The following is a 19,226-nucleotide window of genomic DNA, read 5'->3' on the forward strand; positions in this document are numbered from 1 at the left end:
CCCGCCACAAAAGGAGTGGCAATGAGCAGGAAATGGCTGGCGCTGGCGGCGCTGACGGTGGTGGTGACGGGCGTTCGGGCGGCGGCCGAAGAGGGGTCGATGGACTGGGTGCGCGCCCAGATGAAGCCGATGGCGGCGACCACCGCCGCCGAGCTGACGGATGCGCAGCTGCAGGCCTTTGGCGATGCCGTCGGCAAGGCCCGCGTCGTGGCCCTGGGCGAGCAGACCCACGGCGGCCGCCAGGAGTTCGAGCTGAAGACGCGTCTCGTGCGCTATCTGCATGAGAAGAGGGGCTTCGACGTGCTGCTGCTGGAGAGCGGCGTCTTCGACGTGGCCCTGCTGCAGCAGGCCATGCAGCGCGGCGAGAAGCTGGACGCGCTGGCGCCCGCCAACGTCTTCTACATGTACGCCAAGAGCGACGCCGGCCGCACGCTGCTGCGCTATCTGGACGAGGCCCAGGCCGGACCCAAACCCATGCTGCTGTCGGGCATCGACAGCCAGCTCAGCGGGGCCTCCAGCCGCGGCGAATTGCCGAAGCGGTTGCGCGCGGCGCTGCCGGGCGAGGTCGCCGACTGGCCGGTGTTCGAACGTCTGGCCGACCAGCTGATGGGCATGGACCGCACGCCGCCGTCGGTCGCCGAAGAGAAGAGCTTCAACGCCGTGGCCACGCGGCTGAAGGCCACGCTGTGCAAGGCCGGCGGCGACGAGCTGCTGTGCCGCAGCCTGGCCGGCCTGCAGGCCCAGGCGGCCAACTTCTGGCACGGCGACTATCTGCGCGACCACGAGATGGCCAACAACGTGCTGTGGCAGCTGCAGCGCCTCTACCCGGGCCGCAAGGCCGTCATCTGGGCCCACACCATCCATGTGGCACGCGGCGTCAAGTTCGACGACAGCCATCGCTACGCCGGCGACATCCTCGGCCAGAAGCTGGGTCGCGACTACTACGTGCTGAACACCACGGCCCTGCAGGGCCGCTTCATGGAATTCGCCTCGGGTGAGACACAGCTCATCCCGCCGGCCTATCCGCGCAGCCTCGAGGCGGCCTTGGCCAGCGACCCGGCCGGCTTTGCCTTCCTCAACGCGCCGCGCAGGCTCAAGATCGGTCTGCCGGCCCGCGGCATGGAATTCGGCTACGGCATCCCGCTGGGCACCGGCCTCGGCCTGGGCGCGCAATGGGACGGCGTCTTCTACATCCGCGACATGGACGCGGTGAAGATGGAGCGCTGAACCGCGCTCACACCGCTTTCATCCACAGCCGCTGGAACAGCGGCGAGCGGCAGGACAGCCGCCCGTTGACGACGGCCATGCCGTCGCGCTCGGCCAGCGTGGCATGGGCTGGCCCCGCCAGCAGCGATGTACCCAGGCCCAGGCGGTGCGGATGAGATGACCAGCGCAGGCCGATGGCCTCGGCCAGCGTGGGCAGGATGTCCACATGCGTGAACTCGCGCTGCAGATCGTCGGCGGCCAGCGCGCGGCCCTGGGCGTCGTAGCGGGCCAGGGCGTGGAAGACGGTGCGGCCATGCGGCTCGGGCTGCAGCTCGCCGTTCAGCATGGGCTCGGGGTTGAGGTGGTCGCCCATGATCCACACGACCTTGGGCCGGCCGTCGCGGTTGCCGACAAAGCGCTCCACCAGCTGGGCCACGACGCGGTCGGTGCAGCGCAGGGCTTCGCGCATCACATCGGCAGAGTCGTCGTCATCCTCGTCGGTCACGGCATCGGCAATGCAGCCGCGGTCATGCGCGCCCGAGGGGCCATGGGTGTCGACGGTCAGCAGCAGGCTCACGCGCGCCTCCTCGGCCTTGCGCGGGCGCTGCATGTCGGCCCAGGCCAGCTCGACGAGATCGCTGTCCAGCAGGCCCCAGCCGGCGGCCGGTATCTTGACGCCGCGCTGCTGCCACTGCTCGGCGCCGAAGCGGTGGGCGACATGGTGGTCCTCCAGGAAGCGGCCCTTGCCGGCGAACTTCAGCGAGGCGCCGCCATAGAAGCTGATGTCCCAGCCCTGCTGCGCCAGCAGATCGGTCAGGCACACGCCGTTCTCGAAGAAACGCCGGCTGTACTCCAGCGAGTTGTGGCTCATCAGGCCCACGGGCTGCAGCGGCAGGCCGCACAGCGCACTGAACATGCCGCCCACGGTCCAGCTCGCGCCACTGAGGTTGCGCAGCTCTCCGAGGGTCTGGAAATCGTCCTGCATGCGCGTGAGCTTGGGCAGCAGGGCCGCGTGGGGCTCGCGTGGGTGGGTGTAGCCCTCGTCCAGGGACTCGACAAAGACGACCAGCACATCGGGCTTCTCGGCGGGCGCTTGTAGACGGACCTGGCGGGGGTCGACATAGTGGCGGGCCAGGTAGTCGCCGCCATCGGGCTCGGGCTGGCAGGGGTCGGACACGGTCGCGTTGACGGACACGACGGCGCCCGTGCCCAGCAGGGCCAGCAGCAGCCGGCCATGCCAGCGCTTCATGCGGCTCAGCAGCAGCAGGCTGAGGGTCGTGAGGGCCAGCACGGCCAGCAGACAGCGGCAGGCCCGCCACAGCATGCGCGGGTCGGCATAGTCCAGGCCGCCGTTCTGCAGGTGATAGAGCACCTGGTCGGGTGTGACCAGCCCCAGATAGGTGCGCAGGAACCAGGTCGCGCCGACGACCGTCCACAGCAGCAGGACCAGGGCCGCCAGCACAGCGGTGCGGGGAGAAATACGGTGGAGAAGGCGGGCAGCAGGCATCGCCGGCGAGTCTGCCGACGCCCCTTTGCCGCCACATAGTCACAAGATTGCTGAGTGTTCTCGCTCAGCAAAGGACTGTGTTCGCGCCGCGCTCAGGTCGCCTTCGGCGGCGCGGCCGTGCAGGTCTTGGCCGTCGCGAGGCCGCGCAGATAGCCGCGCCTCACGCCGCCGGCCGTGATGGCTGCGCTGACCTGGCGCGCATAGCGCTCGGCGCCGCTGAGCTTGCGCACCCAGCCGCGGAAAGGGATGACGCCTTCGGCCGTGCGCTGCAGGGCGCCGGTGGCGGCGTCCTCGCCGCGGTCCAGCAGGCCGGGGTTGCCGCTGGTATGGGGCGCATCCAGGTCGGGGCCCAGGACTTCATCCAGTGCACGGATGCTGGCGGCCAGGCCGCCGCAGCTGGCGTCGGCCGGCATCGCATAAGGCGCGGCCGCCGCGGCCTTCAACACCTCGGGAATATCGGCACGGACGACGTTGAGGTCAGACAGCGGCGTGGTCGCGGCCGTCGCGACCTTATCCTGGCTGGAGCTGGCGCAGGCGGTCAGGAGGAGGGTGGCGGTGAGCAAGGTGAGTTGGAACGAGCGCATGGCCCGGATCATCTCAGGCCCGCATTGATTTTTGCGAGCGCCGTCGCGCCGGGGCAGAGTGCTTTTTCACCCAGGGTGTTCAGCGCCTCGGTCGTCGTGCGCTGGGCTGCATGCCAGTCCTTGGCCGCCGGGTCGACATAGAGCAGGCCGGTGGCAATCTCCCCGGCCGCGGCGCGCAGCTGCATGGCGTTCATGGCGCCGAGGCGGTCGGTGGGGTCGTAGTCGGGTGCGACCTTGCGCAGGCGCAGCAACGTGCCGTCGGCCTGCGGTACGTCGATGACGTCGGGTGAGTGCTCGACGACCTGCTCGTCGGCCAGGTCGATGAAGTCGATGCGATTCAAGGCCTCGTTGTGCGCACGGACATGGTCGTAGCTGCGCGTCGAGCCGGCATGGTTGTTGAAGGCTACGCAGGGGCTGATGACGTCGATGAAGGCCGCGCCGCCATGGCGGATGGCGCCTTCGATCAGCGGCACCAGCTGGGCCTTGTCGCCCGAGAAGCTGCGGCCCACATAGGTGGCGCCCAGCTGCAGGGCCAGGCCGACCAGATCGAGCGCCGTGTCGTTGTTGGTGGCGCCCTTCTTGGCCACCGAGCCCTTGTCGGCCGTGGCGCTGAACTGGCCCTTGGTCAGGCCGTAGACGCCGTTGTTCTCGACGATATAGACCATGCGCACGCCGCGGCGCATCGCATGAGCGAACTGACCCAGGCCGATGGAGGCCGAGTCGCCGTCGCCCGAGACGCCGAGGTAGAGCAGCTCGCGGTTGGCCAGGTAGGCGCCGGTCAGCACGCTGGGCATGCGGCCATGCACGGTGTTGAAGCCGTGGCTGGCGCCGAGGAAATAGTCGGGCGTCTTGCTGGAGCAGCCGATGCCGCTGAGCTTGGCGACGCGATGCGGCGCGATGTCGAGCTGCCAGCAGGCCTGCACGATGGCACCGGAGATGGAGTCGTGGCCGCAGCCGGCGCACAGCGTCGAGACCTTGCCTTCGTAGTCGCGGCGCGTGTAGCCGACCGCGTTCTTCGTCAGGCTGGGGTGATGCAGCTTGGGCTTGGCGAGATAGGTCATGCGGCGCTCCTGGGCGCCGTGGCGAGCGCGTGGACATGGCGCGTGATCGCGTCGGTGATGAAGCGGGCCGTGATGGGCGTGCCGTCGTAGTGCAGCACCTTGATGAGCTGGCTGGGCGCCACCTCCAACTCGTTGACCAGCATGCGGCGCATCTGGGCGTCGCGGTTCTGTTCGACGACGAAGACGGCGTCGTGCGCCGCGATGAACTCGGCCACGCTGGGCGCGAAGGGATAGGCCCGCAGCCGCATCGCGTCGATGTGGATGCCGGCCTCGGTCAGCGCCGCCAGCGCCTCGTCCATGGCCGGCGCCGTCGAACCGAAGTAGAGGACGCCCAGCCGCGTCTTCTGCGCTGCGGCGCGCACCAGGGGTTGGGGCGCCAGCAGCGCGGCGGTGGCGAACTTGGCGCGCAGTCTCTCGACGTTGCGGATGTAGTCCTCACCCCGCTCCGAGTAGATGGCGGCCTCGTTGCGCGTGGTGCCGCGCGTGAAGTAGGCGCCCTTGCTCGCATGCGTGCCCGGCAGGGTGCGCCAGGGAATGCCGTCACCATCGACGTCCTTGTAGCGGGCGAAGGGCGTGCCGGCTTCGAGCTGCTCGGCCGTCATGACCTTGCCGCGGTCGTAGCGGCGCTCGTCGTCCCATGCCAGCGGCGCACACAGGCGCTGATTCATGCCGATGTCCAAGTCGCTCATCAGGAAGACCGGCGTCTGCAGGCGCTCGGCCAGGTCGAGTGCATCGGCCGCGAACTCGAAGCATTCGCGCGGGTCCTCGGGCAGCAGCAGCACATGCTGGGTGTCGCCATGCGAGGCGTAGGCGCTGGACAGCAGATCGGCCTGCTGGGTGCGCGTGGGCATGCCGGTGCTGGGGCCGCCGCGCTGCACGTCAATGACAACGAAGGGGATCTCCGCAAAGTAGGCGAGGCCGAGGAACTCGGTCATCAGCGACACGCCGGGGCCCGAGGTGGCCGTGAAGGCGCGCGCGCCATTCCAGCCCGCGCCTGTGATGATGCCGATGGAGGCGATCTCGTCCTCGGCCTGCACGATGGCGTAGCGCTTCTCGCCGGTCGCGGGGTCGGTGCGGAACTTGACCGCGTACTTCTCGAAGGCCTCGGCCACCGACGACGACGGCGTGATCGGATACCAGGCGCAGACGGTGGCACCGCCGTAAACGCAGCCCAGGGCCGTCGCCGCATTGCCTTCCATGAAGATCTTGTCGCCCACCGCATCGGCGCGCTGCACCTTGAGGCCGAAGGGCTGCACCGACAGATGGTCACGCGCGAACTCGCGGCCGGCATGCAGGGCGCGGACGTTGGAGTCCAGCAGCCTCTCCTTGCCCTTGTACTGCTCGGCAAAGAGCTTCTCGATGACGGCGGCCTCAATGCCCATCAGCTCGCTCAAGGCGCCCAGCACAAGGATGTTCTTGAACAGCGTGCGCTCGCGCGGCACGTCGTAGGTGGCGTTGCAGATGGCCGTGGCCGGCATGCCGATGACGTGGATGTCCGGGCGGAAGGCGCTCGGCGGCATGGGTTTCGTCGAGTCGTAGAAGAGGTAGCCGCCGGGCTGGATCTCGGCCAGGTCTTGCGCCCAGGTCTGCGGGTTCATGGCCACCATCAGGTCGACGCCGCCGCGCCGGCCCAGCCAGCCGGCCTCGCAGACGCGCACCTCGTACCAGGTCGGCAGGCCCTGGATATTGCTGGGGAAGATGTTGCGCGGGCTGACCGGCACGCCCATGCGCAGGATGGCGCGCGCGAACAGCTCGTTGGCCGAGGCCGAGCCCGAGCCGTTGACGTTGGCGAACTTGACGACAAAGTCGTTGACGGCTTCTATCCTGCTCATGCCGCCTCCTTGCGCGTCGCATGGTCGCGGCAGGAAGCGCCGGCCTTGGCGGTGACGAGGAAGAACTTCTGCATGTCCCAGGCCCCCGTCGGACAGCGCTCGGCGCACAGGCCGCAGTGCAGGCAGACGTCCTCATCCTTGGCCATCACGCGGCCGGTCTTGAGGCCGTCTTCGACATAGATGGCCTGGTCCAGGTTCAGCGCCGGCGCGTTGAGGCGCTCGCGCAGCTCGGGGCCATCGGCCGTGAAGGTGATGCAGTCCATCGGGCAGATGTCCACGCAGGCATCGCATTCGATGCAGAGCTTGGGCGCGAACACCGTCTGCACGTCGCAGTTCAGGCAGCGCTGGGCCTCCTTGAAGGCCGTGGCCGCGTCGAAGCCCAGTTCCACCTCGACCTTGATGCTGGCCAGGGCCTTCTCGGCCGCGGCCCAGGGCACCTTGCTGCGCAGGTCCAGCGTGATGGCGTTGTCGTAGCTCCATTCGTGGATGCCCATCTTCTGGGACACGAGGTTGACGTGCGGCGGCGGGCGCTGCGTGACGGGTTCGCCATGCAGCAGGCGGTCGATGCTGACGGCGGCTTCGTGGCCGTGGGCCACCGCGGTGATGATGTTCTTCGGGCCGAAAGCCGCGTCGCCGCCGAAGAACACGTGCGGCAGCGAGGACTGGAAGCTCTTGGCATCCAGCACCGGCAGGCCGTGCTCGTCGAAGGCGATGCCGCAGTTGTCCGGCCCTTCGCGCTCGATCCACGGGAAAGCATTCTCCTGGCCGACGGCTATCAGCACCTCGTCGCAGGGGATGACAACTTCCTCGCCGGTCTGGGCCTTCTTGAAGCGCATGCCGGTGAGCTTGCCGTCCACGTGTTCGAAGGCCAGCGGCACATGGAAGTCGAGGATGGGGATGCCCTCGTGCTCGGCGTCCTCCTTCTCCCAGGGCGAGGCCTTCATCTGCGCATAGCCGCTGCGCACGGCGACGGTCACGCTGCTGGCGCCCAGGCGCCGTGCCGAACGGCAGCAGTCCATGGCCGTGTTGCCGCCGCCGAGCACGATGACACGCGGCTGCACGGCCGTCACATGGCCGAAGCTGACGCTGGACAGCCAGTCGATGCCGATATGGACCTGAGCCCGCGCCTCCTCGCGGCCCGGCAGCTGCAGGTCGCGGCCACGCGGCGCACCGCAGCCGACGAAGACGGCGTCCCAGCCTTCGGCCAGCAGCGCCTTCATCGACGCTATGCGCTGGCCAGCCCGCCACTCCACGCCCAGGCCGAGGATGTAGCCGCACTCCTCGTCGATGACGCGCTCCGGCAGGCGAAAGCGCGGGATCTGGGTGCGGATGAAGCCGCCAGGCTTGGCTTCGCCGTCGAAGACGGTGACGGCATAGCCCTCCAGGGCCAGGTCACGTGCAACGGCGAGTGAGGCCGGCCCCGCGCCCACGCAGGCCACGCGCTTGCCGTTCTTCGCTGCGGCCTTGGGCAGCATGGCGCGGAACTCGTCGGTCTTGTTGTCGGCCGCGACGCGCTTGAGCCGGCAGATGGCGACCGGCTCGGGCTTGGCGGCCTGTTTTTCCTCCACACGACCGCGCCGGCAAGCTGGCTCGCAGGGCCGGTCGCAGGTGCGCCCGAGCACGCCGGGGAAGACGTTGCTGACCCAGTTGACCCAATAGGCCTCGTCATGCCGGCCCTGGGCGATGAGCCGGATGTATTCGGGCACCGGCGTGTGTGCCGGACAGGCCCATTGGCAATCGACGACCTTGTGGAAATAGGCCGGGTCCGAGATGTCGGTCCGCTGCACGGGTGTCTCCTCCGTGGTGCGATTTGTGCGGCGAGTCTAGGACTGCCGCCCGCACACCGGCTCTGTGGAAACCCTTTGCGGACCGCGGGACTTGTTTCAGCCCATGACCGGACGGCGCAGCCGCCAGGGGCCCACATGGGCCGCCACCAAGGTCACGGCCCAGCAGATCCAGGCCGTCCACATCGTGTGGCTGGGATAGTGGGCACCACGCAGCATCTGCCCGACGCCGTAGACGACACCGAGCAGCAAAAAGGTCAACAGCCAGACGCGCGCGGCACGCGGGTAGGCCCGGGCCAGGGCCCAGCCACCGGCCAGATAGGAGAAGGCCGCGCTCGCGTGGCCGGAGGGGAAGCAATGCCCGCCGCCACCGTCACGCGCGCCCAGCACCCAGTGGGACACATACTGGGCCGCGCCGCCGAACTCGGTCAGGTCCCAGGGGCAGCTCGTCAGGCTGAAGCGTTTCATCAGGGAGATGACGCCCAGGCAGACCAGCGTCGTCACCAGCCACCAGCGCCTCTCCTGCCGGCTCAGCGCCGGCAGCAGCCGGGGGGCCAGATTGATCAGCACGATGAAACCCATGGTGACATAGGACACCAGGCGGCCGCCTTCGTGGATCAACACCCGGGTGACCCAGGCCTCGCGCATGACAAAGCCGCCGGCATCCCCCACCTGGCGCATGGCCCAGAGGTCGAGATGGCTCAGATCCCAGGCCAGCAGCGCCAACAGGGCCACGGCCAGCATCACGACGCCGGTAGGCAGGGCGGAGACTCGCATGGGTTGATGTTCTAACAGCTTGGTCTGCATGTGCCGGCATTGTCTTGGGGCGCCGGGGCACTGGCTTGCTGGTGGCTGACCCGTGCAAGCCCGGATTGAGGGCCGCGCGGCTGGACGTCACGGTGCCAACGTGCCGCCTACACTGGCCCCATGAGTTCTCCCGTCTTTGCCGCCGAGCGCGCCGTGCGCATCGGCCGCCAAGCCCTCGAGGTCGAGGCTCGCGCCCTCGCCGAGCTGGCCCCCCGCCTGGGCGACGCGTTTGCCGGCGCCGTGCAGCTGATGCTGGGCTGCCGCGGCCGCGTGGCCGTCATGGGCATGGGCAAGAGCGGCCACGTCGGCCGCAAGATCGCCGCCACCCTGGCCTCCACCGGCACCCCCGCCCTCTTCGTCCATCCCGCCGAGGCCGCCCATGGCGACCTGGGCATGGTGACTCCCAGCGACGTCGTGCTGGCCCTGTCCAACTCCGGCGAGAGCGACGAGCTCAACGCCATCCTGCCCGTGCTCAAGCGCCTGGGCGTGCCCATCGTCGCCATGACCGGCCGCCTGCAGTCCAGCCTGGCCGCTCACGCCGACATCGTGCTGGACAGCGCCGTGGCCGAGGAGGCCTGCCCGCTGCAACTGGCCCCCACCGCGAGCACGACGGCCCAGATGGCCCTGGGCGACGCCCTGGCCGTCGCCCTGCTCGACACGCGTGGCTTCAAGGCCGAGGACTTCGCCCGCTCCCACCCCGGCGGCGCCCTGGGCCGCAAGCTGCTGACCCATGTGCGCGACCTGATGCGCAGCGGCGATGCCCTGCCCCGCGTGGCCGCCACGACGCCCTTCACCGACCTGATGCGCGAGATGAGCGCCAAGGCCCTGGGCATGGCGGTCATCGTCGATGCGGAGGACCGCGTGCAGGGCATCTTCACCGACGGCGATCTGCGCCGCCTCGTCGAGCAAGGCCGCGACCTGCGCGCCCTGACCGCCGCCGAGGTCGCCCACCCCAAGCCGCGCACCGTCGGTGCCGAGGCTCTCGCCGTCGACGCCGCCGACCTGATGGAAGCCGCGCGCATCACCGTCGTCCTCGTCGTCGATGCCGAGCAGCGCCTGCTGGGCGCCATCAGCATCAACGACCTCATGCGCGCCAAAGTCATCTAGATGCGACCCGCCCTGCGTTTCCCGCCCGAACTCCTGGTCAAGGCCCAAGGCCGCGGCCTGGCCATCAAGCTGGCCATCTTCGACGTCGATGGCGTGCTGACCGACGGCCGCATCTACATCGGCGAGCACGGCGAAGAGTTCAAGGCCTTCAACACCCTGGACGGCCATGGCCTGAAGTCGTTGCAGCAGGTCGGCATCACGCCCGTCATCGTCACCGGCCGCGACAGCCTGGCCGTGCGCCGCCGCGTCGCCGACCTGGACCTGCAGCACGCCGTCTACGGCGCGCGCGACAAGCTGGCCGTGGCCGAGCCCCTGCTGGCTCAGTTGGGCGCGAGCTGGGACGAGGTCGCCGTCATGGGCGACGACTGGCCCGACCTGCCGCTGATGCTGCGCGCCGGTTTCGCCTGCGCCCCGCCCGGCGCCCACGCCGAGGTGCTGGCCATCGCCCACCACGTCACGAAAGCCGCTGGCGGCTACGGCGCGGCGCGCGAGTACTGCGACGTGCTGCTGATGGCCGCGGGCCATTACGAGCGCCTGCTCAACGCCCACCACGACACGCTGGACGGAGGCAAGACCTCGTGACGCCGGTCACCTTGCCGGTGCCGGCTCCGGCCCGCCAGAAGCCCCGGCCCTGGCTGTGGCGGGCGCAGAACCTGCTGTCCAACTACCTGCCCCTGCTGCTGATGGCGCTGCTGGCCAGCGGCACCTGGTGGCTGGTCAAGAACACGCCGCTGCTCGACGCGCCCGGTGAGATCGCAGCGCCGCGCCATGTGCCCGACTACCGCATGGCCAACTTCGAGATCCAGCGCATCGGTGCCGATGGCCGCCTGCATGTGCAGATTGCCGGCGCCGAGCTGCGCCACTATCCGGACACCGACACCGTCGAGATCGACCAGGCCCGCGTGCGCGCCATCGCCCCTGATGGCAGCCTGGCCATCGCAGAAGCCAAGCGGGCCCTCAGCAATGGCGACGGCAGCGACATGCAGCTGCTCGGCGACGTGCACCTGCGCCGCCTGCCGCCCGGTGCCGGCGAGAACGCGCCGGCCCAGCTGGAGATGCGCGGCGAATTCCTGCAGGCCCTGTCCAACAGCGAGGTGCTGCGCTCCCACCTGCCAGTCACCATCCGCCAGGGCGGCTCGACGCTGAACGCGCAGAACTTCGAATACCGGCATCTGACCGGCCAGGTCCACTTCACCGGCAAAGCGCACGGCCAGATCACCTCCAAAGGCGGCAAATGACCGAACTGGTCTTCATCACCGGCGCCTCCAGCGGCATCGGCCAGGCCCTGGCCCTGCGCTACTACCGCGACGGCGCCCACCTCGCGTTGGTGGCCCGCCGCACCGCCGAGGTCGAGCGCTGGGCCGCCGAGCAGAAGCTCGACGCCACGCGCTTCAAGGTCTACGGTGCCGACGTGGCCGACCTCGACGCCATGGCCCGCATCGGCCGTGAATGCATCGCGGCCCAGGGACTGCCGGACGTCGTCATCGCCAACGCCGGCATCAGCATCGGCATGGACACGACCCAGTTCGACGACCTCGAGGTCATGCGCCGCACCTTCGAGACCAACAACGTCGGCCTGGCCGCCACCTTCCATCCCTTTGTCGCCGCGATGAACGAGCGCCGCTCGGGCACCCTGGTCGGCGTGGCCAGCGTCGCCGCCATCCGCGGCCTGCCGGGGCATGGCGCCTACTGCGCCAGCAAGTCGGCCGTCGTCGCCTACTGCGAGAGCCTGCGCGGCGAATGCCGGCCCTTCGGCGTGCGTGTCGTGACGATATTGCCGGGCTATATCGACACGCCGCTGACGCGCGGCAACCGCTACAGCATGCCCTTCCTGATGCAGGTCGAGGACTTCGCCGACCAGGCCGTGCGCACCATCCGTGCCGAGGTCAGCTACCGCGTCATCCCGTGGCAGATGGGCGTGCTGGCCAAGGTCCTGCGCCTGCTGCCCAACTGGCTCTATGACAGGGCGTTGGGCAGCCGGCCGCGCAAGAAGCGCGCAAGCGAGTAGCCGCAGCTACACTGCGCGCCTTCGTACCGAGAGCTGCCCGACGCAGCCCAGGAGGACATCATGGCCAAGGTGCTTCACCCCTGCTAGTGCCCGCGCGCTGACACCGTGTCAGCGCCGCTCGCCGGCTGCGCTTCGCGCACGCCCACCTGATTCCTGCTGCCCGCCTGGCGCGGCAGCCGATCTCGGACGACTTCCATGACCTTTCGCCTTCTCGGCTCGGGCTTTGCCCTGGGCTTGTGCACGCTGGCCCTGCCTGCCTGGGCCAATGCGCCCGAACTCCAGCATCCCACCGCCCTGCGCCTGGCCGTCGGCGAGGCCGCGCCCGTCATCGATGGCCGCCTGGACGACGCCGCCTGGCAACGCGCGCCGGTCTACGAGCGCTTTGCGCAATTCCTGCCCACCGACAAGCAGGCCGCGCGCTGGCGCACGACGGTGCAGGTCCTCGTCACCGATGACGCCCTGGTCTTCGGCATCCGCGCCTGGGACCCCGAGCCCGGCCGCATCCGCGCGCCGCTGACCCGGCGCGACCAGGTCAAGGCCGACCAGGACTTCGTCGCCGTCTTCATCGACCCGGTCGGCCACCGCCGTGCCGCGCAATACGTGCGCGTCGGCGCCGCCGGCGGCGTCGAGGACGGCCTGTTCTCCGCCGAGGAAGACAGCGAGGACTCGGCCCCCGACTTCGACATCGAAGCCGCGTCGACGCGGCTGCCCGACGGCTACAGCATCGAGCTGCGCTGGCCGCTGGCTGCGCTGCGCTTCCCCCATGCCGACGGAGCGCCCTGGCGCGTCATGGTGGCGCGCAACATCCCGCGCGAGGACCGCACGCTGAACGTCAGCTCGCCGGCCCTGACCAAGGACGCGCTGAGCTTCATCGCCGAGCTGCAGCCGCTGGAAGGCCTGGGCGACCTCGCCCTGCAGGTGCGCGAGCGCAGCTTCATCGCCTTTCGGCCCGAGCTCACCTTGCGCAGCACGCGCGACATCAGCGAGGCCGAAGGCAGCCACCGTGCGCGCAGGACGTCCCTGGGCGCGGAGTTCAAGTGGCGGCCGCGCGCCGACTGGGTCATCGACGCGACGCTGAACCCCGACTTCTCCCAGGTCGAGATCGATGCGCCCCAGCTCGCCGGCAACACCCGCTTCGCGCTCAGCGTGCCGGAGAAGCGCCCCTTCTTCCTGGAGAGCGCCGACGTCGTCGGCCCGACCCAGCCCGACGAGTCGGGCGAGAACCGCAGCCTGGCGGCCTTCTACACCCGCGCCATCACCGATCCCGACTGGGGCCTGCGCGCCACCTGGCGCGGTGCCGGCGCCGAGGCCACCGCACTGCATCTACGCGATGCGGGCGGCGGCGTGGTGTTGCGCGCCGGGGCCTTCGCGACACGCAGCGGCGCCCAGCCGCGCGACTCCCAGGCCAGCTTCGCCCGCGGCCGCATGCAGTTCGATGGCCTGGGCCTGGCGGGGCTGGTGTCGTTGCGCGACTTCGGCCATGGCCTCAACACCCAGGTCATCGGCAGCGACGGCGTCTGGCGGGCCGGCGACAGCGACCAGTGGCGCGGCCATCTGCTGCTGTCGGACACGACGCTGGGTCTGGACGCCGACGGCCAGGTGCAGCGCGTCAGCCGCGAGCGTGGCCACCGCGGCTGGCTGGCCTGGCGCCACCGTGACGCGGACTGGTCGGCCAATGTCAATGTCGAGGAGATCAGCCCGCGCTTCGCCAACGACAACGGCTTCGTCAGCCAGAGCGGCGTGCGCCGCGCCTCGGCCTTCGGCGTGCTGCGCCTGGGGCCGCGCGAGTTCGCCGGCATCGACATGCACGACCACGAGGTCCAGCTCAAGCTGCAAGAGACACGCACGCTGGCCGACCCGCTGCTCGGCGTGGCGGGCGGCCAAGTCGTCGACCGCCTGGTGCAGCCCGGCTTCTGGTTTGCGGCGGCGCGCAACACCGGTGTGTGGGGCCATGTCGGCCTGGACAGCCACCGCGCCCGCAGCGGCGGCCAGCAGCATGCGACGCGCACCCTGCTGCTGGGCTTCGAGTCCAACCCGGGCGAGGTGCTGAACTATGTCGACGTCGAGGTCGAATGGGGCCGGCGCCTGGACTTCGATGCCGATCGCGTCGGCCTGGGCGCCCAGGGGCAGGCCGTGGCCCAGATGCGGCTGCCGCTGCCTGCAGGCTTGTGGCTGGAGTTCGAGCAGCGCTTCGGCCTCGGCTGGGTCGACGCCCCCGACGGACGGCGCGCCTTCACGGATCGCAGCGCCCAGAGCCTCGTCGTGCTGCACTTCAGCCCGCGCGAGTCGCTGCGCCTCATCTACCAGCAGACCCACTTCAACCGCCGCGACGACCCGGTGGCCAGCCTGGCCGCGCAGGACGACCACGGACGGGTGCTGTCCCTGATGTTCCAGCACCGCATCGGCCTGTCCCGCGTCATCAGCGTGGGCCTGAGCCGGGCCCGCGAGCAGCCGGGCGCCGTGCGCGCCAACGAGGTCTTCGCCAAGGCGACGCTGGCGTATTGAGGCCCCTCGTCCAGGCTTGCAGGCTCGGTGAACTGGAGTCGGACACAAGCAGTCCCTGCGGACTGCTTGTGCCTACGCAAGGCCATGGGTCTCTGGCCCATGGCAGGCCCAGCGCTCGGCCCGCGAACTGGAGAGAGCCCTCCAGTCCAGAAATGACAAAGCGCCCCGAAGGGCGCTTTGCTCAGATCTCTTGCGAGGTCGGGGGATCAGTAGCCGCCCGAACGGCCACCGCCGCCGTAGCCACCACCGCCGCCGCCGTAGCCGCCGCCACCGCCGGAGCGGCCACCGCCACCACCGCCGTAGCCGCCGCCACCGCCGCCGTAGCCGCCACCGCCGGAACGGCCACCGCCGCCACCGCCGTAGCCACCACCGCCGCCGCCCGAACGGCCACCGCCGCCGTAGCCGCCGCCACCACCGTAGCCGCCGCCACCACCGTAGCCGCCGCCGCCGGAACGGCCACCGCCGCCACCGAAGCCGCCCGGACGCTCTTCACGAGGACGAGCTTCATTGACGACGATCGCGCGGCCTTCCAGGGCCTGGCCGTTCATGCCGTTGATGGCAGCCTGCGCCTCAGCGTCAGAGCCCATTTCCACGAAGCCGAAACCCTTGGAGCGACCGGTTTCACGATCCATCATGACCTTTGCGGAGGTCACGGTTCCGAACTGACCGAATGCCTCTTGCAGAGATTCGTCACGCACGCTGTAGGCGAGGTTGCCCACGTAAAGCTTGTTTCCCATGGGGAAGCCCTTCTCTTCTCAAAACCAAAAAACCATGTGGAGCTTCAACCCATCGTGAACCATTCAAGCGAAGGTGCGGCGTCCAGACACAGGCAATTGATTATGGTGGCCGGGGTCAAAGATTGCTGGGAGGCACTCCGTCAAGTGTTGTTTTTCAGAGCTAGCACAAACCCTGGCGATTGCGATCCATCACGGTGCCGTCATCGATACCATCGCCGCGCCCGCCCGAAACCATGACGCTCAACCTGATTTCCGCCCTCTCCCGAGTTCTGGCCAGCGTCGATGCGCTGCGCAATCTGCGCGCGCTCTACGCCTTGCTGACCAGCTTCTGCATCGCCGGCCTGCTGGTCGCCATGGCGCAGTCGGCCATGGTGCGTGAACAAAGCCTGCTCAGCGCCCTGTGGCTGGGCCTGGCCCTGGCTGTCGCCTTTTTTGGCGTCAATGCAACCGGACTGATGCTGATGGACCAGGCGCGCGGCCGGCTGGTCCGCGACCCGCAGGATGCCCTGGCCGACTCGCTGCGCAGCGCCCACCGGGTGCTGCTGGCCCTGCTGGCCTGCCTGGTGCCGACCGGCGCCGTCGTGCTGGCGCTGGCCGGCCTGCTGTGGGCGACGCGCTGGCCCTTTGTCGGCGCCCCGCTGCTGGCCCTCGTGCTGCCGGCCGGCGTGCTGGCCTTGGGCGGCCTGAGCTTCGTCCTCGTCGTGCTGGTCGGGCCGCTGGCCGGACCGGCCGTCTGGGCCGGTCGGCGCAGCCGTGGTGTGCTGGGTTTCCTGCGCGGGCGGGTGCGCCACGGCCTGCCCGAAACCGCCCTGCTGATGGCGGCCGTCTACCTGCTGACAGCCCTGGCCACGGCGGCCGTCAGCTTCGTCGTCGTCAGCGGCAGCCGGCTGGTGGCCGGCCTGGCCATCGTCGGCGCCGGCGTCGAGCTGCCGGCCCGCCAGCTGCTGGCCGGTGTCATGGGGCTGGGGCCGCGGGGTTTCGGCGCCACCGGCGTGCCTCTGGAGGGCGGGTCGCTCGGCCTGGCTGCGCTGATCGGCGGGGGCGTCGTCTTCGCCATCGCCCTGGTGCTGCCCACCCTGGTCTGGCTGCGCGGCTGCTGCGCCGTCTACCTGGCCGTGACGGAGCTCGAATGATGGCGCCACGCATTGCTTCCCTGGTGCCGAGTGCCACCGAGACGCTGGTCGCCCTCGGCCTGGGCGAACGGCTGGTGGCCCGCACCGGCTTCTGCATCCACCCGGCCGAGGCCGTCGGGCACATCCCCAAGGTCGGCGGCACCAAGGATGTGAACCTGGACAAGCTCAGGAAGATCGCGCCGACGCATGTCGTCGTCAATGTGGATGAGAACCGGCGCGAGACGGCCGAAGCCATCCTCCAAGGTTTTGGGCAATTCGTGCCCGAAGTCATCGTCACCCATCCGAGCCGCCCCGAGGACAACCTGGCCCTGTTCGAGCAACTGCGCGCAGCCTTTGCCGACCAGCCCGGCGTCAATGCACGCGCCGCCGCCCTGTCGACGGAGTTCACCGCCGCCCTGCAGCGCTGCCGCCGCGAAGCGCATCGGGAGGAGAAAGTGCTCTACCTGATCTGGCGCCAGCCGTGGATGACGGTGGCCCGCGACACCTATATCTCGACCCTGCTGGCCGAGGCCGGCTGGCAGACCTGGCCGGGCGTGCTCGGCGGCGAGCACGGGGCCGGCCGCTACCCGGCGCTCGCCGGCGACGAAGCCTGGCTTCACGACATCGATCGGGTGCTGCTGAGTTCGGAACCCTACCGCTTCGACTCCACGCATGTCGCCGAGGCCCAGGCCCTGTGCCCGCAGGCGCGGGTGCAGCTCGTCGACGGCGAACTGCTGAGCTGGTGGGGCTCGCGCGGCGCGGCCGGGCTGGACTATCTGCGCGAACTCAGCGCGACCAGTCCACGCGATCGAGCAGAAGCCTGAGTTTTTTGGCCTTGCCGGGGTTGAGCTGAGCCGCCCAGGCGACGCGCCCCTGCAGATGGGCCTGCCAGTCGGCATGGCCTTCCCGGTTCTGGCCCGCCGGCCCGTCGACGACGCAGCGGTGCAGCGTGGCCTTGAGCCGGTCGAACTCGTCGCGCGGCAGATTGGGCCGCTGGTTGACGACGATGCCGCAGACCGACTGGCGCTGCGCCATGCCCAGGCTGCGGGTCTTGCGCGGATGGATGACGAAGCCCTCGTCGGCCGCAATGGCCGCGACCAAAGCGGAAATCGCCCGCAGCGGCAGCGACGCCGGGCCGGAGATGACCAGGTCGTCGGCATAGCGGCTGTAGCGTGCCCCGAAACTCCCGGCGAGGCCGCTGAGGCGCGCGTCCAGGCCGAAAGCGCAGAGGTTGGCCAGGGCCGGAGACGTCGGCGCGCCCTCGGGCAGATGGGCGTCGCGCAGGCGCTGCTTCTGCGGCCAACTCAGGCGCGGCTCGGCGCTCAGCCAGGCCTCGGGTGCGGAAGTCGTGCACAGCGCCGCCAGCGAGCGGGCGACGGCCGTCGAGTAGCCCAGGGTCTTGAAAAGGGCGTGGATTCGCGCGGCGCTTACCGTCGAGAAGAAGTCGCTCAGGTCAAAGCGCAAGACCCGGCCCTGGCCGGCATGCAGGGCGGCGTGCTGCACGACCGAGCGGCCGCGCGCGTAACCGAAGGCCGCCTCATGCGGCGGCAGCCCGTTCAACAACTGCGTCAGCAGGCGGCGCTGCACCGCGCGCAGATGCGGCGCCGGCACCTCCAGCAGGCGCCAGCCGGCGCCTTCGCCACGCTTGGGCACCGGGGCCTGGCGATAGTGCTGCTGCGCCAGCGGCCGGCGGCGCTGCCAGTCGGCCGGCAGGGTCAGCCGCCACAGGCCCGCAGGCGTCATGCCGAGGCCCAGGGCCAGCGCACCCACCGTGGGCCAGTGCGGGCGCTCCAGGCCGGTGGGCGCCGGCGCCAGCTGGTCGGGCGAACGCAGCAGCCAGCGGCGCGCCTCGGGCCGGGTCTTGCCCGCCCAGGCCTTGGCAAAGCCCTCATGCGCTTCGACACGCTCGCTCAGGGTGGCAACGTCCAGGCGCTGCCAAACCTCGCCTGGCACACGCGCCATGGCCTGCGCCAGGCCCACCAGCCAGGGCGGCCGTTGATCCAGGCAGACGGCCATGCGCGCCGCCAGGGCTTCCTCGTGGCGAGAGCCGGCCAGCATCGCGTGGGCCAGGGCCCGGGCGGTCATGGTGCGGGCGCTGTCCACCCTGTCTTCTCCCTGCGAAAGGCGCGGCACGCTGCCCGAGCGACGGGTGATGCGTGAGCGGGATGGCGCTTTGGCGCCATGGGGCTCACGCCCTGTTGGACGAGAGATTGAAGACCCCCGGGGTTGCCCCGGAGTGCTTGCCGGCGAAGGCTCGCAAAGACCTCGGACAGCGGCCGCGCGGCGGATGATAAGGAGCTGGCTCACAGCTGACTCACAATTGCCCGCCATGGATATCTACAAGCCCCTCGTCGCGCTGCTGGCCATCGTGAATCCGGTCGGCGTGGTGCCTTTCTTCATCCACTTCACCTCCGCGTTCTCGCGCACGCAGCGGCGCAAGACCATGCTCGTCAGCGCCAGCACGGCCGGCATCGTCATCGCGCTGAGCGCGTTGTTCGGGCTGAAGATCATCGAGTTCTTCGGCATCTCGCTGGCCAGCTTCCAGGTCGGCGGCGGCTGCCTGCTCCTGATCAGCTCGCTGCAGATGCTCAACGCCCAGCCGGCCGAGGCACGCAAGGAAGACGTGTCCGAGGGCAACACCAAGGCCGACGCGGGCGCCAGCATCGCCGTCGTGCCGCTGGCCATCCCACTGCTGACCGGCCCGGCCACCATTTCCACCATGGTCATCTACGCCGACAAGACCCGCGTCTGGTGGGAACTGGCCATCCTGTGCGGCTACGGCGTGGTCGTCGCCGGCGTGACCTTCCTGGTGTTCTCGGCCTCCAGCAAGATCGCCAAGGTGCTGGGCCAGACCGGCATCAACATCATGACGCGGCTGATGGGCCTCATCCTGGCCGCCCTGGCGGTCGAACTGCTGAGCGACGGCCTCATCAAACTCTTCCCGGTGCTGGCCGCACGCTCTATAAGCTAGGGGAC

The 19,226-nt window shown here is 69.8% G+C and carries 17 protein-coding genes; 9 read left to right on the forward strand and 8 right to left on the reverse strand.

The window, feature by feature from the left end; all coding sequences use genetic code 11:
• The first annotated feature begins 21 nt into the window (after window positions 1-21).
• Window positions 22-1,227: an erythromycin esterase family protein gene (locus tag ACS5PN_RS10315; protein ID WP_439463868.1), complete on the forward strand. Its 1,206-nt coding sequence runs from the start codon at window positions 22-24 to the stop codon at window positions 1,225-1,227.
• 7 nt (window positions 1,228-1,234) lie between these two features.
• On the opposite strand, the gene ACS5PN_RS10320 is transcribed toward ACS5PN_RS10315, so the two are convergent.
• The 6 genes from ACS5PN_RS10320 to ACS5PN_RS10345 form a co-directional block, all read right to left on the reverse strand.
• Window positions 1,235-2,713: a sulfatase-like hydrolase/transferase gene (locus ACS5PN_RS10320; RefSeq protein WP_439463869.1), complete on the reverse strand. Its 1,479-nt coding sequence runs from the start codon at window positions 2,711-2,713 to the stop codon at window positions 1,235-1,237.
• 92 nt (window positions 2,714-2,805) lie between these two features.
• Complete coding sequence (locus ACS5PN_RS10325; RefSeq protein WP_439463870.1) at window positions 2,806-3,297, reverse strand: hypothetical protein; 492 nt, start codon at window positions 3,295-3,297, stop codon at window positions 2,806-2,808.
• 8 nt (window positions 3,298-3,305) lie between these two features.
• Window positions 3,306-4,358, reverse strand: coding sequence for a 2-oxoacid:ferredoxin oxidoreductase subunit beta (locus ACS5PN_RS10330; protein WP_439463871.1), 1,053 nt, complete (start codon window positions 4,356-4,358; stop codon window positions 3,306-3,308).
• Window positions 4,355-6,190: a 2-oxoacid:acceptor oxidoreductase subunit alpha gene (locus ACS5PN_RS10335; RefSeq protein ID WP_439463872.1), complete on the reverse strand. Its 1,836-nt coding sequence runs from the start codon at window positions 6,188-6,190 to the stop codon at window positions 4,355-4,357. Before ACS5PN_RS10335 ends, ACS5PN_RS10330 begins: the two co-directional genes overlap by 4 nt.
• Entirely contained in the window at window positions 6,187-7,977 is a 1,791-nt protein-coding gene (locus tag ACS5PN_RS10340) for an FAD-dependent oxidoreductase (RefSeq protein ID WP_439463873.1), read from the reverse strand. Before ACS5PN_RS10340 ends, ACS5PN_RS10335 begins: the two co-directional genes overlap by 4 nt.
• Window positions 7,978-8,073: 96 nt before the next feature.
• Window positions 8,074-8,751: a phosphatase PAP2 family protein gene (locus tag ACS5PN_RS10345; RefSeq protein ID WP_439463874.1), complete on the reverse strand. Its 678-nt coding sequence runs from the start codon at window positions 8,749-8,751 to the stop codon at window positions 8,074-8,076.
• Between the two features lie 150 nt (window positions 8,752-8,901).
• Between ACS5PN_RS10345 and ACS5PN_RS10350 the strand changes: the two genes are divergently transcribed.
• The 5 genes from ACS5PN_RS10350 (at window position 8,902) to ACS5PN_RS10370 (ending at window position 14,401) form a co-directional block, all read left to right on the forward strand.
• Window positions 8,902-9,888 (forward strand): KpsF/GutQ family sugar-phosphate isomerase, encoded by a 987-nt coding sequence (locus ACS5PN_RS10350; RefSeq protein ID WP_439463875.1) that lies wholly within the window; start codon window positions 8,902-8,904, stop codon window positions 9,886-9,888.
• Window positions 9,889-10,470, forward strand: coding sequence for a KdsC family phosphatase (locus tag ACS5PN_RS10355; RefSeq protein WP_439463876.1), 582 nt, complete (start codon window positions 9,889-9,891; stop codon window positions 10,468-10,470).
• Complete coding sequence (gene lptC, locus ACS5PN_RS10360; RefSeq protein WP_439463877.1) at window positions 10,467-11,126, forward strand: LPS export ABC transporter periplasmic protein LptC; 660 nt, start codon at window positions 10,467-10,469, stop codon at window positions 11,124-11,126. The genes ACS5PN_RS10355 and lptC overlap by 4 nt, the downstream gene beginning before the upstream one ends.
• The gene (locus tag ACS5PN_RS10365; protein ID WP_439463878.1) at window positions 11,123-11,896 is read left to right on the forward strand and encodes an SDR family oxidoreductase; all 774 of its coding nucleotides are present in this window, start codon (window positions 11,123-11,125) and stop codon (window positions 11,894-11,896) included. Before lptC ends, ACS5PN_RS10365 begins: the two co-directional genes overlap by 4 nt.
• Window positions 11,897-12,091: 195 nt before the next feature.
• Complete coding sequence (locus ACS5PN_RS10370; protein ID WP_439463879.1) at window positions 12,092-14,401, forward strand: carbohydrate binding family 9 domain-containing protein; 2,310 nt, start codon at window positions 12,092-12,094, stop codon at window positions 14,399-14,401.
• 206 nt (window positions 14,402-14,607) lie between these two features.
• Here ACS5PN_RS10370 and ACS5PN_RS10375 read toward each other — a convergent pair whose 3' ends face one another.
• Window positions 14,608-15,138 carry an RNA recognition motif domain-containing protein gene (locus ACS5PN_RS10375; RefSeq protein ID WP_439463880.1) on the reverse strand — a complete coding sequence of 177 codons (531 nt, stop codon included), beginning with the start codon at window positions 15,136-15,138 and terminating at the stop codon, window positions 14,608-14,610.
• 233 nt (window positions 15,139-15,371) lie between these two features.
• Here ACS5PN_RS10375 and ACS5PN_RS10380 point away from each other — a divergent pair, with 233 nt between their 5' ends.
• Window positions 15,372-16,271, forward strand: a complete 900-nt coding sequence (locus ACS5PN_RS10380) for a hypothetical protein (RefSeq protein ID WP_439463881.1) — start codon at window positions 15,372-15,374, stop codon at window positions 16,269-16,271.
• On the forward strand, window positions 16,271-17,074 hold the full coding sequence (locus tag ACS5PN_RS10385) for a helical backbone metal receptor (RefSeq protein WP_439463882.1): 804 nt from the start codon (window positions 16,271-16,273) through the stop codon (window positions 17,072-17,074). Before ACS5PN_RS10380 ends, ACS5PN_RS10385 begins: the two co-directional genes overlap by 1 nt.
• Here ACS5PN_RS10385 and ACS5PN_RS10390 read toward each other — a convergent pair.
• Window positions 17,037-18,353 (reverse strand): reverse transcriptase family protein, encoded by a 1,317-nt coding sequence (locus ACS5PN_RS10390; RefSeq protein ID WP_439463883.1) that lies wholly within the window; start codon window positions 18,351-18,353, stop codon window positions 17,037-17,039. The genes ACS5PN_RS10385 and ACS5PN_RS10390 overlap by 38 nt on opposite strands.
• A gap of 226 nt (window positions 18,354-18,579) precedes the next feature.
• On the opposite strand from ACS5PN_RS10390, the gene ACS5PN_RS10395 reads away from it, so the two are divergent.
• On the forward strand, window positions 18,580-19,221 hold the full coding sequence (locus ACS5PN_RS10395; RefSeq protein WP_439463884.1) for a MarC family protein: 642 nt from the start codon (window positions 18,580-18,582) through the stop codon (window positions 19,219-19,221).
• Window positions 19,222-19,226: the final 5 nt, after the last annotated feature.

This window comes from Roseateles sp. NT4 (genome assembly GCF_051857475.1).
In the GTDB taxonomy this organism is placed as follows: Bacteria; Pseudomonadota; Gammaproteobacteria; order Burkholderiales; family Burkholderiaceae_C; genus Pelomonas.

Coding starts and splice junctions, on each gene's coding strand:
- ACS5PN_RS10315 (WP_439463868.1), top strand. CDS start 22: ATGAGCAGGAAATGGCTGGCGCTGGCGGCGCTGACGGTGGTGGTGACG.
- ACS5PN_RS10320 (WP_439463869.1), bottom strand. CDS start 2,713: ATGCCTGCTGCCCGCCTTCTCCACCGTATTTCTCCCCGCACCGCTGTG.
- ACS5PN_RS10325 (WP_439463870.1), bottom strand. CDS start 3,297: ATGCGCTCGTTCCAACTCACCTTGCTCACCGCCACCCTCCTCCTGACC.
- ACS5PN_RS10330 (WP_439463871.1), bottom strand. CDS start 4,358: ATGACCTATCTCGCCAAGCCCAAGCTGCATCACCCCAGCCTGACGAAG.
- ACS5PN_RS10335 (WP_439463872.1), bottom strand. CDS start 6,190: ATGAGCAGGATAGAAGCCGTCAACGACTTTGTCGTCAAGTTCGCCAAC.
- ACS5PN_RS10345 (WP_439463874.1), bottom strand. CDS start 8,751: ATGCGAGTCTCCGCCCTGCCTACCGGCGTCGTGATGCTGGCCGTGGCC.
- ACS5PN_RS10350 (WP_439463875.1), top strand. CDS start 8,902: ATGAGTTCTCCCGTCTTTGCCGCCGAGCGCGCCGTGCGCATCGGCCGC.
- ACS5PN_RS10355 (WP_439463876.1), top strand. CDS start 9,889: ATGCGACCCGCCCTGCGTTTCCCGCCCGAACTCCTGGTCAAGGCCCAA.
- ACS5PN_RS10365 (WP_439463878.1), top strand. CDS start 11,123: ATGACCGAACTGGTCTTCATCACCGGCGCCTCCAGCGGCATCGGCCAG.
- ACS5PN_RS10370 (WP_439463879.1), top strand. CDS start 12,092: ATGACCTTTCGCCTTCTCGGCTCGGGCTTTGCCCTGGGCTTGTGCACG.
- ACS5PN_RS10375 (WP_439463880.1), bottom strand. CDS start 15,138: ATGGGAAACAAGCTTTACGTGGGCAACCTCGCCTACAGCGTGCGTGAC.
- ACS5PN_RS10380 (WP_439463881.1), top strand. CDS start 15,372: ATGACGCTCAACCTGATTTCCGCCCTCTCCCGAGTTCTGGCCAGCGTC.
- ACS5PN_RS10385 (WP_439463882.1), top strand. CDS start 16,271: ATGGCGCCACGCATTGCTTCCCTGGTGCCGAGTGCCACCGAGACGCTG.
- ACS5PN_RS10395 (WP_439463884.1), top strand. CDS start 18,580: ATGGATATCTACAAGCCCCTCGTCGCGCTGCTGGCCATCGTGAATCCG.